Below are 12,510 nucleotides of genomic sequence, written 5' to 3'. Positions count from 1 at the left end.
CTAGTCGGCAGTGCGCTCAAGCGTTAGCGGATATTGCTGTGCCGCGTCGCCACACACCGGCGCGGAATCGAACGCCGGCAGCGCCGCGCTGGCCCTTACCGCGCCTCGGCCCGACGCGGTCTCGAACGTCTGGGAGCGCTGCACCGTTATCCGAGCGTCCGGATAAAGAAACAAATGAACCGAGGTCGATGTCACCTTGTCGCCCGCCGAAACCGGCTTGCGGAACGACGGCACCGTCGGCGTCGCTTCGTTCCATTTCGGAGCGGACTGCAGGCTTTGCCAGCGCACCGTCAACCTGGCGCCCGGTTTCAACACGGCCGAGGATCTCTTGACGTTGCAATAGTTGGCGCGCAGCGGATCGACACCGTCGTAGAAAGGCACCACCTGCCCGTTGACCTCGAGCCGCACAATACTCTCACCGGTCAGATTGTGGATGAACACACCGCTGGCCGGTTTGCCATTGTCGTACTCGAGCGTATTCCCGTCGTTCCAGTCGATGGCGCTGGCCACTTCCACGCGGTCTGGATAATGATAGTAGTAGTGCACCAGCAACTTGGCCAAGCTGGTGCCCAGTTCGGGCAGAAACGGCGCCCAGCCGGCAGGCGTGGGAGCGATCGCCACCGGCACGGACACCGCTTCGCCTTGCTCCTCTGGACCGTAAATCACCTGCATGCGATTGAAATCCGGCGCGAGCAACACGCCCCGGTAGGCGGCCATCCGGTCATCCCGATGGGCCGTAGGCTCGCGTCGCACTTCCAGGAATCTGCCGGGATCCTTGCCCTCCATCTCCCGATGCGGTCCGATCGCAGGATCGAAGCGCAGGCCGCGCCCGGTCAGATTGACGTGGACTTCCCGCACGTCCGGATGCTTGCGGGCATACGATTCCCTTTCCCTTGCGCTGAAGAATTCCGCACCGGGCAGGATCGCAAGGCTCACCACGAACGGCAACCACATGACCGCCATCAACCTGCCATTGATCGCGCCCCGATAGGTGAGGTAAATGGTGATGCCGAGCGTCAGCAGAAACAAAGGCACGCCAAACCCGATCGCGGCAAACATGATACCGATGCCGGCATTGCTGCTGCTTCCGAGGCCTAACGTGTCTGCGCTCAATTTGATCAATACCGCCGCCAGCGCGAAGCCCGAGACCACCCCCAAAGCACGCGCCAAGCCGTGGTCGCCACCCTCAGTACTGTTTTTCATAGAACCCTGGTCGTTTGTATCCGAAGGGCATTATCTTACATTTTACGCAACAGGGTCGCCGCGTTCAGGGGCAGACGCTACAACGACGCCAGCGCGTCGTTGGCGCGTGACCGGCGACGCGAGTTCTTGTGCTCGTACATGCGCGCGTCGGCCAGCGCCAACATGTCGTCGGACGACGGCGACTCGGCCGCCGTCGCCCATCCCACGCTGGCGCCGGCGTGCGGATAACTTTTCTGCCGCAACGCCCCCTCCAGGCGCCGCAGCGACGCCAGCAGGTCGGCCACGTCGCGCCGCGCCGCCAGGATGGTGAACTCGTCGCCGCCCAGACGGAATACGCCGACGTCCTCGCGCAGCATCTGCTTCAGGCCTTGGGCGAAGTCGCGCAACAAGGCGTCGCCGCGCGCGTGGCCATCTTGATCGTTGACCATTTTCAGGCCGTCCAGGTCGATCAGCAGCAGCGCCAGGCCGGCCTCCTCGTCCCCGACGCCGTGTTCGGTCGCGTAGCGCAACGCCAGTTGCTGATCGAACGCGTGGCGGTTGGCGATTCCCGTCAGGTGGTCGGTATGGGCCAGGATGATGGATTGATTAAGCCGTTGCACCGCGAACTCCTTTTCCCGGGCAAGCAAACGCAGCTTGTGGGCCAGCGCGAAGGCCAGCAGCAACGCCTCCAGCGTACCGCCCAGCAGGGTCAACAATTCAGGGTTGTAGACCGGTGGCGCGACCAGCCCGAAATTGCTCGGTAGAATGAGCGTGGCGGGCACCATCAGCGCGCAAAACGCCAGCACGTAGTATCGCGCAAGCGGATTGCCGGCCCGCAGGCTGACGATGCCGCAGGTGAGCGCGAGCGACAACCATACGCTGATGGTCAGCGTGGCCAGTATCGGCGCGTACGGCAGCGCCAGCACGGTGCTGGGCAGCATCAGCAGCGGCAACACGTAGTTGATGCGGCTGATCCTGGCCAGGCGGGGATGGTGCTGGCGCAGTTGCAGGAACTCGACATAGAACGCCGTGTTGGGCAGCGCCATCAGAAAGAACGGCACGTAGATCCAGTGCAAGTTGTGCCAGCCCAGCAGATGCGCCGGCAGATGGAATTCCTGCGCCCAGGCGATCAGGTAGACGACCAGGTACAGCGAATAAAAGAAGGTCGCGCGATCCGGCTTCATCAGGTGGACGAACAGGTTGAACACCGCCAGCGCGCCAAGCGCGCCCAACGAGCCCAGTATTAGCACGTTTTCCCGCGTTGTCAGCCGGCGGTATTCGGGTTCGGTGAACAGCCGCAACGATGGCGGCGCCTGGTAAAAGGGACTGTCGATACGTTCGATGATGGTGGCGCTGGCGCCGGGCGGCAGCCGGATGCGCCGGCCGTAATGCAGCGCGTACTGGTAATCGGCGCGGTAGCCCGTTTCCAGCCGCTGGATACCGCCGTCGCTTCCATATACCCGGATCGCGGCGCGGTCGAACAGCACGCTGCCCGGCGCCAGCACCCAATCCTCCACCGCGCTGTCGTTGCGTACCTCCGCCACCAGCCAGTAGGCGCCGCCGAACAGGCTCACCTTGGGCACAGCCGCCCGGGCACCGCGCCAGCGTTCGATGTCGCCGTAGGAGGCTGGGAAAGCCGCGTCCGGCGCCAGGTAGATGCGGCCGTCGCGCCGCATCAGATCCTCCCCGCTGATAACGGGCCCGGCGGCGCCGGCCGGCAAAAGTACAGCCAGCAGCAGCATGGCCAGCAGCAAATGCAACAGTTTCATGGTCGGCGCGCAATAATTCATTTGCAACGATCATATAACAGAAATTATCCCGGCCCCTTCGCTCAAGATTCCCTAAGCATTTTTGATTCCCCGGTTCGCTAAATTCATAATTGAAAAGGATTGCGGGCTGTGCAATGCTGTTCCGCGCAAAAACGTGCTACTTTTCCTTTTCTTAGCCCCGACCAGGATTCCATGACAAACCTACCCCGCCGCCACCTTCTTGCCGCTTCCATCGCCACCGCCGCCGCCGCGACCCTGCCGGGCATCGCGCTGGCCGCCGACAAAAAAACCAGCACCGGTGCGGCGCTGGCGCCGACGCCGCCGATGGGCTGGAACAGCTGGAATTCCTTCGCCACCACCATCACCGAGGCCCAGTCGCTCGAAAACGCGCGCATCATGGCGCAGCAGCTGCTGCCCTCCGGCTACGACATATTTACCGTCGACATACAGTGGTACGAGCCGAACGCCACCGGCTACGACTATCGCAAGGATGCCGAACTGACGATGGACGCGCACAGCCGCCTGTTGCCGGCGCCGAACCGGTTTCCCTCGGCCGCCAACGGCAAGGGCTTCAAGGCGCTTGCCGACCAGATCCACGCGATGGGGATGAAATTCGGCATCCACGTCATGCGCGGCATTCCACGCCAGGCTGTGCGGATGAATACCCCGATCCTGGGCACGAACTTGCGCGCGCGCGATATCGCCGACACCACCTCCACCTGCATATGGAACGGCGACATGTACGGCGTCGACATGACCAAGCCCGGCGCGCAGGAGTACTACAACTCGATCTTCAAGCTGTATGCATCGTGGGGCGTCGACTTCGTCAAGATGGACGACATGTCGCGTCCGTATGACAAGAACTGGCGCGAGATCGAGGCCGCGCACAAGGCCATCCAGGCGTCCGGGCGCGCGATAACGCTGAGCCTGTCGCCCGGCGAAACCGATCTCAAATGGGCCGAGCACGTGCCGCACTACGCGCAGCTGTGGCGCATCTCCGACGATTTCTGGGACGAGTGGAAATTGCTGAAGGATCAGTTCCAGCGCCTGGAAAACTGGAACCCGACGATGGCGGCAAACGCTTGGCCCGACGCCGACATGCTGCCGCTCGGACGCCTTGCGATGGGTGAGCGCGACACCAAATTCACACCGGACGAGCAGCAGACGCTGATGACTTTATGGTCGATCGCGCGCTCGCCGCTGATCATGGGCGGCGACCTGCGGCGCCTGGACCCGAACACGCTGGCCCTGCTGACCAATCCGGAAGTGATCGCGGTCAATCAAAAGAGCCACCACAACCATCCACACCGCGCCGATCCGGGCACGCGGATCTGGAGCGCGCGGGCGGACGGCACCCAGCCGGTCCACTACCTGGCGCTGTTCAACACCGAGGATGCGCCGGTGGAGATCGAATTCGACCTGTCGCGCCTCAATCTGGGCGACAAGACGGTGAAGCTGCGCGACCTGTGGACACGCAAGGATCTCCCGCCGGTGCGCGGGGTCATCCGCCAGAAGCTGGTTCCGCACGGTTCCGTGCTGCTGCGCGTGGCGGCGTGACCGACCGGACCGCGAGCGTCGCCCGGCGGACGGCGCGAGGCGGTCCCCAACTCAACATGTAAGGAATGAAAAGATGCGACTCCCTCTTGTGCTGCTGTGCTCCACCCTGTGTTTGATTGCGCCGCCGCACGCGTTGGCGCAAAACGCGGCCGACGACGGCTTCAACGCCGTCGTCGGGCTCGGCAGCGGCTACAACGTCAACGCCAACGTGACCTACGTGACCGCCAGCGGACGCGACTTGAAGCTCGACGTCTACCAGCCTTCGCCCGCCAAGGCCGCCACGCCGGTGGTGCTCAACATCCATGGCGGCGGCTGGGTGGCCGGCGCGCGCGAGGGGGATCTGCTGCGATTGTTGCCGTACATGCGGATGGGCTTTGCGGTGGTCAATGTCGAATACCGGCTGGCCAAGACCGCGCTGGCGCCGGCGGCGGTCGAGGACACCCTGTGCGCGTTGCAGTGGGTGGGCCGCAATGCCAAACAGTACAACTTCGACCTGTCCAAGGTGGTGGTGACGGGCGGCTCGGCCGGCGGACACCTGGCGCTGGCGACCGCGATGATCCCGTCCGATTCGCCGTTCACCAACCAGTGCGCGCCGAGCGGTTCGTGGAGCGGGCCGTACGTCAATCCGGCGCCGAAGGTGGCTGCCGTGATCAACTGGTACGGCATCACCGACGTGGCCGACATGCTGCAGGGGCCGAACGTGCGCTCCTACGCGGTGGGTTGGTTCGGCGCGATGGAAGGCCGGATGGAGCTGGCGCGCCGCCTCTCGCCGCTGAGCTATGTGCGCAAGGACGGTCCGGCGGTGCTGACCATCCATGGCGACGCCGACCCGCTGGTGCCGTACGCGCACGCGGTGCGCCTGCGCCAGGCGATGGACAAGGCCGGCGAGAAGAACCGGCTGTTGACCATCAAGGACGGCGGCCATGGCGGCTTCACGCCCGAGCAGAACCAGCAGGCCTACCTGGCCGTGCGCGACTTCCTGCGCGAACTGGGCATCGTCGCGCCGGCGCAATAAGGCGCAAGGCCGCCGGTCTCAGCGGCCGGAAGCGGTTAGTGGACTTGGCGCCACGCCTTCGGTCGTCATGACCACCGGCTGGATCGTGCCGTCCTCGTTGAAGACCATCCGCTCGACCGCGAGCTCGCGGTGGTTGCCGTCCACCTCCGCGAGGGGACGGCGATGGTAGGCGATGTACCATTGGTCCGTCCCTGGCACATTGACGACGGAATGGTGGCCTGCGCCCCGGGCGACCTTGTCATCCTGCTGCAGGATTTTGCCGATGCGCTTGAACGGCCCCAATGGCGACGCGCTCATCGCGTACGCCACGCTGTATCCCGGACCGGTCCACTCCCCCTCCGACCACATGAAGTAGTAGAGGCCCTTGCGCTTGACCATGAACGATCCTTCGACGTATTCCGGGTCCGGCGTGATCTCCTTGTATGTCGCGCCGTCCGGGAACGGCACCACGCCGAGCAGGTCCGGCGCCAGCTTGACGACGTTGGCGTGTTTCCAGCCGCCGTAGTACATGTAGAACTGGCCGTCATCGTCCTTGAATATCATCTGGTCGATGGGCTGGGCGCCGTTGTGGATCTGCCCGATCAGGGGCCGCCCGAGCGCGTCCTTGAACGGCCCCTCCGGACGGTCACTGACGGCAACGCCGATGCCGCCAAGCTGCGCGTCGCTTTTGATGTCGTTGGCGCCGAAGAACAGATAGTATTTCCCCTTGTGCTCGATCGCCGAGGGCGCCCACAAGGCGTAGGCCGCCCACGACACATGCTCGACGTCGAGCACATGCGGGTGCTTGGTCCAGTGCACCAGATCCGGCGACGAGAAGGCATTGAAGAAGGTGCTCTTGAGGAAGGGCTCCCAGATCATCTCCGAGCGGGCGCGCATGCGCTGTTGCGCGGGCGTGAAGGCCTTCGACCGGTCCGGCGCGCCGTGGTCGGCCGAGTAGGTCGGGTATATCCAGTAGCGCCCGTTGAAGATACGGATTTCCGGATCGGCGTACCAACCCGGCACGACTGGATTGGCCGCGTGTGCGGATGCCGCAGCGCCCGCGAGGAAAAACACAGCCAGACGACGCAACAAGCAGTTCATGGTCATATTCATCATCGACATTCAAAAATTGAATCGGGCAAGACTATCATGGCGGCGCCGGTTTCCCGCTTTCCAGCGCGGACTTGACGTCCGCCCAGTGGCGCTCGCTGATCGGCAACGACCGGCCGCAGCGCAGCGCGGCGACGTAGCCTCCCTCTTGCATCTGACGCAGTCCCAGTACCTCGTCACGCCTCACCAATATCCGGCGATGAATGCGCAGGAACTCTTCCGGGTCCAGGTAGTGCACCAGTTCCGTCAATGTCGTCCGGTGCAACAGGGTGCGCTCCGCCATGTGCAACTCGACGTAGTTGCCCGCCGTCTCGATCCACAACACGTCTTCCAAAGCGACCTTATCCATCCGGCCCACCGACCTGACGATCAATTCACGCCAGAACCCGGGCGCGGGGTCGGTGAACTGGCGTAAGGCCTTGGTATAGATGGCGCGCTGTTCCAGCAACACCCGGGCGCGCGACATGGCCTGGTGCAAGCGCCGCTCATCGACAGGCTTGACAATGTAGTCCAGCGCATGGGCGTCAAACGCGTCGAGCGCATGTCCCCGGTGCGCGGTGGCGAACACGATGAGCGGCGGCTGTTCCATCCGGCCCAGGGAACGGGCCATCTCGATCCCGGATTCCTGCGGCATCTGGACATCGAGCAGCACCAGGTCCACTTCGTTCGTTAGCAGAAAGCTGCGCGCGGCGGCCGCGCCGGCACATTCGGCCGCCACCGCCCAATCGCCAAGCGGCGCCAGCGCCAGCCTCAAATTGGTGCGCGCGTGCGCCTCGTCGTCGACTATCAGTACTTTAAAAGCCATCGTCAATCCATCACTTGCCATGGAAGGCGTAGTCCCGCCACAAACCGGCCGTCGATCCGCGCCACATCCAGCGAAGCAAGGGTGCCGTAGGCGAGCCCCAGGCGGGCCCGAATCCCCCGCAGGCCGATCCCCAGTCCCGCCGTCGGTGCCGCCTGCGGGAAGACCGGGTTGCTGACCCGGACCAGCAAGAACTCGCCTTCCCGCGCGAACGTCACACGGATATCGCTGCTGTCCGCGTGACGTTCCAGATCATGCCGCAGCGCGTTTTCGACCAATGGCTGCAGCAGCATCGGCGGGCACTCCACCTCCTCGTCCAGCAGATCGGCGCCCTCTATGCTGACGCGCAAGCGCGGGCCGAAACGCAGATGTTGCAATTCCAGGTAATCGCGCACGAACTGCAGCTCTTGCTTCAGGCTGACCCAGTCGCGCTCGCTACTTAGCAAGGCGTATTGCAGCAGGTCCCCGAAGCGCGACAGTCCCTCCAGCGCCAGCGGCTTGTCGTCGGTCCGCACCACGGCGCCGATCGCGCTGAGGGTATTGAAGACGAAGTGCGGCTCCAGCTGTCCGCGCAACGCGGCCAGGCGCTGCCGCTCAAGCGCCAAGCGCACTTCGGCCAGTTCGCGTGCCTGCTGCTGCCGTTGCTGCCACAACAGGCCCGCCACCACGACACCAAACGCCAGTGTCAACAACACAAACACCACGAACCATTCGAATTTGCCCATCGAAAGCCAGTAGCGCCAGGCGTTCGGCAGATTCGGGACCAGGTCGACCTTGAAGCACCGCCGATAGGCCAGGCCGAGCATCGCGACCGGCCAACACAGGGCCAGGTACAACAGGTATCCGTGAACGATGCGCCGGCGCGTCGCCAGCCAACCGGGATGGCGCTGATAAATCAGATAGAGCAAATAGCTTTGCACCATCATCACCGCGTAGCCGCACCACCAACCCAAGGTCATCATCCAGTAGCTGCGAGCGTCGAGGTGATGCGCCGCATCGCCGTAGGTGCTGATTCCCGCCACCGCGCACAGCAGCGTCCAGAGGCCGAAATTAATCAAAAAGGCGCGCAGATTAGCGGACATAGGCAGCTATATTGTTTATCTAATTGGCAAAGTATAACAGCCGCCCTCATGCGCTTTATCCCCCTTCGTCCCACGGGAACCGGCATTCGTCACACGCCGGTGTGGACGAGTCCGGCCTTGCGCTACGCTGGCCGCTCTCCAACTTCCGGTCTACCACCATCATGCGTTTTTCCCTATTGCGACCAGTCCCGCTTCTTGTGTTCAGCCTCGCCGCCGCGGCCAGCGACGACACACCTCCACCGCAGCAAATCGAGGTGCGCGGACCGGGAAGCAGCCAACTGCGTCGCGACGACGCCGTCGGGCGCATCGTGATCGGCCGCGACGACCTGCAGCGCTACGGCGAGACGACATTGTCGGACGCGCTGAAGCGGCAGCCCGGCCTCAGCGTCGTCGGCGGCGAGGTACGCATGCGCGGCCTCGGCGGCGGGTACACCCAAATCCTTATCGACGGCCAGCCCGCGCCGGCCAACTTCGACATCGCCACGTTGTCGCCGGAGCTGATCGAGCGCGTGGAGATCCAGCGCAGCGCGCAAGTCGATTCAAGCACGCAATCGGTGGCGGGGTCGCTCAACATCATATTGCGCAAGGCGGCGGGCGCGGCGCGGCGCACCGCGAAAATCAGCGCCGAGCGGCAGGCAGACGCCACCAGCCCCACCGCGACGGCACAATGGATAGGACGCAGCGGCGCGGTCGGATACGGCCTGACCGCGACCGCCAGCGAAACACGCCGACACGAACGCACCGCCACCGACGAACAGACCAGCGGCGCCGGCCTCACCGCCGTGCGCCGCCTGGAGGACGGGGACAGCAACCTTACTCGCCGCCTCAGCGCAGCGCCGCGCGCCGACGTCAAGCTCGACGGCGGCAACACATTGACATGGCAGGGGCTGGTCGATCTGTCGCAGGTCGACGCGCGCGGGACGCAATCCGAGCACACGCTGCAAGGCGCCCCCACCGCCTCGCCCGACTCCAACTGGCGGGGACTGTTTAAAAATTGGCTGGTGAAATCGGACCTGGCCTGGATGCGGCGCTTCGACGCCGGCAGCCTGACGCTCAAGGCCGGCCTGGAGGCAAACAACCGCGACGGCGACTACCTTTTCCAAGGCATCGACGCCGCCGGCATTCCCTGGCTGGATCGCGCGGTCGCCTCGCGCGCCTACCAGCGCCGCGCCACCACCAGCGGGAAGTACCTGACACCGCTGGCGGCCAGCCATGACATCGCCATCGGCTGGGACGCGTCCCAGGTGCGGCGCGAGGAGAGCCGGCACCAGCGGGACACCGCCCCGCGCGGACCGGACGGCGCGCCCTTGTACAGCCTGGATCAAGACTACAACGCCAGCGTCGAACAAGTGGCCCTGTTCGCCCAGGACGAGTGGAGCGTCACGCCGCGCCTGCAAGCGTATCTCGGCTTGCGCTGGGAAGGGCTGGAGACGCGCACCTGGGGGCCGGGCAAGGCCGCGACCGCGTCCCGCGTGTGGAGTCCAGTGGCCCAAGTGCTCTGGAAGCTCCCCGACAGCGCGCGCGACCAGCTGCGCGTTGCGCTCGCGCGCACCTACAAGGCGCCGCAGCCACGCGACCTGGTGCCGCGCCGCTATACGGTCAACAACAACAACGGACCGACACAGCCGGACTACCAGGGCAATCCGTCGCTTCGCCCCGAGCTGGCCTGGGGACTGGACGCCGCCCTGGAATCCTATTTTGCGCGGGATGCGATGGTCAGTGTCTCGGCCTATGTACGGCGCATACAGGACGTGGTCCAGCTCAGGCTTTGGCAGGAGAACGGCGTTTGGGTCAGCAGTCCGGCCAATGGCGGCGTCGCCAATGTGCGCGGCGTGGAGATCGACGCGCGCGTCCCGCTCAAAGTGGCCTTGGCCGGCGGAAGCACGATTGATCTGCGGACTAACCTCAGCCGCAACTGGTCGCGCGTCGAAGGCGTGGCCGGCCCCGACAACCGCCTCGGCAACCAGGCGCCGCTAACCGCCAACCTGGGGCTGGACCTGCGCCTGCCGCAGGGACGCGGCGCGGGCGCGAATTTCCGCTTTGTCGGCGGCTGGCGGGCGCGCACGGCGCAGTCCCTGGTCCAGGAAACCGGCGTCGTGCGGGAGCTGGAAGCCTACGCCACCTGGCCGGCCGCCGGTGGCCGCTTGCGCCTGAACGTCGCCAACCTGCTGCAATCGACGCGCCTCGCCGGCCAACGCTATGATGACGGCCTGTACGCGAGCACCCGCCTGTCTTCAAGCGCGCAGCGTCCGCTGTTCCGATTTCAATACGAGGTACAGCAATGAACTGGGCATTTGCGGCCGCCGGCGGAGTTGTGAGACCATGAAGACCATCCTCTCCGACCAGACAACCATGCCAACCTACCCGCAATATCACGCGATCGCGACCGTCACCGAACTCGAGGCGTTGTTCGGCCCGCCGGCGACCGCATCGATCGCGAAGGAAGCCGCTTTCATCCACCCCCACTACGCAACTTTGATCGCGGCCTCGCCGTTCGCGGTGCTGGCGACCAACGGCCCGGACGGCCTTGACGCCTCCCCTCGTGGGGACGCCCCCGGTTTCGTCGTCGTGGAAGACGATACGACGCTGCTGCTTCCCGAGCGGCGCGGTAACAATCGCATCGACAGCATGCGCAACCTGGTCGTCGATCCGCGCGTCGCGCTCCTGTTTCTGATTCCCGGGCACGGCGAAACGTTGCGCGTTCAAGGCCGGGCGAGCATCGTCGTCGCGCCCGCATTGCTGGAGCGCTTCGCCATCAACGGCAGCGCGCCAAAGTGCGTGCTGGTGATCAAGGTGGAGTCGGTCTTCTTCCAATGCGCCCGCGCGGTCTTGCGGTCACGCCTGTGGGACCCGGCGGCGGCGGTGCGCGACACCCCGCTGCCGAGCCCCGGCGCCATCCTCGCCGCCCTCAGCGACAACACTATCGATGGCGGCAAGTACGACGCCGAGTTGCCGGCCCGCCAGCGCACCACGCTTTATTGAGGCATAGCGATAACCACCTTGCCGAACGCGCCTGCTTGCACGCGGCGGAAGGCGTCGCCAGCCTGCTCGAACGGAAAACTTGAGTCAATCACGGGACGCACGTCGGCGACGTCGATAAAGCGGACCAGTTCCTCCAGCATCGCGCGACTGCCAACCATGATGCCGGCGAGCGTCTTGGCGCCCCCGATCAGCGCGCCCGGTTCGACGCCGTCCCCGGCCGCGCCGGCCCTGGCGCCCACCACCACCACGGTGCCGCCCATCCGTGTCGCCTCGACCGAACGGCGCAGGGTGCCCTGCCCGCCGACCTCGATCACCAGATCGACGCCAACGCCATCGGTGAGGCGCCTGACCTCCTGCTGCCACTCGGGCGTGGCGCTGTAGTTAATGGTGGCGACAGCGCCCATTTTTTTCGCACGCTCGAGCTTTTCATCGCTCGAAGAGATGATGATCGGCCGTAAGCGCGCCGCGAGCGCCAATTGCAGCGCCCACAAGGAGACGCCGCCGGTGCCCAGCAACAGCACCGTCGCCCCCGGCTTGAGCGCGCCGCGCGCGAACAACGCGTTCCAGGCGGTCAGGCCGGCGCACGCGACGGTTGCCGCCTCGCGGTCCGACAAGCTGTCCGGCGCGATGACGAGCGCGTGTTCGTCGGCGACCACCGCCTCGGCCAGCGTGCCGGCAAGCTGCGCGCCGAACGAGCGCGCCACCTTGCCGGGCGTGATGGGGCCGTCGACCCAGTCGGGCCAGAAACCCAGGATGACGCGATCGCCGTTCTTCACCCGTGTCACCGCCGAGCCGGTTTCAACGACCCGGCCGACGCCATCGCTCAGCGGCACCACGACCTCGCCGGCCGAATAATAAGTGCCTTCGGCGATCATCACGTCCCGGTAGTTGAGGGCCGCCACGGCCAACCTTATGCGCACTTCGTGCGGTCCCAGCGGGCCTTCCGCACGGTCGACCATGCGCAGCGAGTCGACGCCCTTGCCGGATGTAAGTTCATAAGCCTTCATGGGTAATTCTCCTGTTTGGTGGATG

At 65.2% G+C, this 12,510-nt stretch carries 10 protein-coding genes; 4 read left to right on the top strand and 6 right to left on the bottom strand.

Annotated features, from left to right (window positions below):
• Nucleotides 1–1,203, bottom strand: a complete 1,203-nt coding sequence (locus NHH88_15845) for a hypothetical protein (GenBank protein ID USX17182.1) — start codon at nucleotides 1,201–1,203, stop codon at nucleotides 1–3.
• A gap of 77 nt (nucleotides 1,204–1,280) precedes the next feature.
• Nucleotides 1,281–2,951 (bottom strand): sensor domain-containing diguanylate cyclase, encoded by a 1,671-nt coding sequence (locus NHH88_15840; GenBank protein ID USX17181.1) that lies wholly within the window; start codon nucleotides 2,949–2,951, stop codon nucleotides 1,281–1,283.
• Between the two features lie 192 nt (nucleotides 2,952–3,143).
• Here NHH88_15840 and NHH88_15835 point away from each other — a divergent pair, with 192 nt between their 5' ends.
• Nucleotides 3,144–4,508, top strand: a complete 1,365-nt coding sequence (locus NHH88_15835; GenBank protein USX17180.1) for a glycoside hydrolase family 27 protein — start codon at nucleotides 3,144–3,146, stop codon at nucleotides 4,506–4,508.
• 73 nt (nucleotides 4,509–4,581) lie between these two features.
• Nucleotides 4,582–5,523, top strand: coding sequence for an alpha/beta hydrolase (locus tag NHH88_15830; GenBank protein ID USX17179.1), 942 nt, complete (start codon nucleotides 4,582–4,584; stop codon nucleotides 5,521–5,523).
• An 18-nt stretch (nucleotides 5,524–5,541) separates the two neighbouring features.
• On the opposite strand, the gene NHH88_15825 is transcribed toward NHH88_15830, so the two are convergent.
• Genes NHH88_15825 through NHH88_15815 form a run of 3 tightly spaced genes read right to left on the bottom strand, consistent with a single transcriptional unit; the run spans nucleotide 5,542 to nucleotide 8,496 of the window.
• Nucleotides 5,542–6,603, bottom strand: coding sequence for a glycoside hydrolase family 43 protein (locus tag NHH88_15825; protein USX17178.1), 1,062 nt, complete (start codon nucleotides 6,601–6,603; stop codon nucleotides 5,542–5,544).
• Nucleotides 6,604–6,649: 46 nt separating this feature from the next.
• Nucleotides 6,650–7,417 (bottom strand): LytTR family DNA-binding domain-containing protein, encoded by a 768-nt coding sequence (locus tag NHH88_15820; GenBank protein ID USX17177.1) that lies wholly within the window; start codon nucleotides 7,415–7,417, stop codon nucleotides 6,650–6,652.
• 2 nt (nucleotides 7,418–7,419) lie between these two features.
• The gene (locus NHH88_15815; GenBank protein USX17176.1) at nucleotides 7,420–8,496 is read right to left on the bottom strand and encodes a histidine kinase; all 1,077 of its coding nucleotides are present in this window, start codon (nucleotides 8,494–8,496) and stop codon (nucleotides 7,420–7,422) included.
• 197 nt (nucleotides 8,497–8,693) lie between these two features.
• Between NHH88_15815 and NHH88_15810 the strand changes: the two genes are divergently transcribed.
• A complete protein-coding gene (locus NHH88_15810) occupies nucleotides 8,694–10,781 on the top strand; it encodes a TonB-dependent receptor (protein USX17175.1) in 2,088 nt (695 codons plus the stop codon).
• A gap of 67 nt (nucleotides 10,782–10,848) precedes the next feature.
• Entirely contained in the window at nucleotides 10,849–11,478 is a 630-nt protein-coding gene (locus tag NHH88_15805; GenBank protein USX17350.1) for a pyridoxamine 5'-phosphate oxidase family protein, read from the top strand.
• Here the strand turns inward: NHH88_15805 and NHH88_15800 are convergent.
• Nucleotides 11,472–12,485 carry an NAD(P)-dependent alcohol dehydrogenase gene (locus tag NHH88_15800; GenBank protein USX17174.1) on the bottom strand — a complete coding sequence of 338 codons (1,014 nt, stop codon included), beginning with the start codon at nucleotides 12,483–12,485 and terminating at the stop codon, nucleotides 11,472–11,474. The genes NHH88_15805 and NHH88_15800 overlap by 7 nt on opposite strands.
• Nucleotides 12,486–12,510: the final 25 nt, after the last annotated feature.

This window comes from Oxalobacteraceae bacterium OTU3CAMAD1 (genome assembly GCA_024123915.1).
Classification (GTDB): domain Bacteria; phylum Pseudomonadota; class Gammaproteobacteria; order Burkholderiales; family Burkholderiaceae_D; genus Rugamonas.
This window is presented reverse-complemented; position numbering and strand designations above follow the sequence as displayed.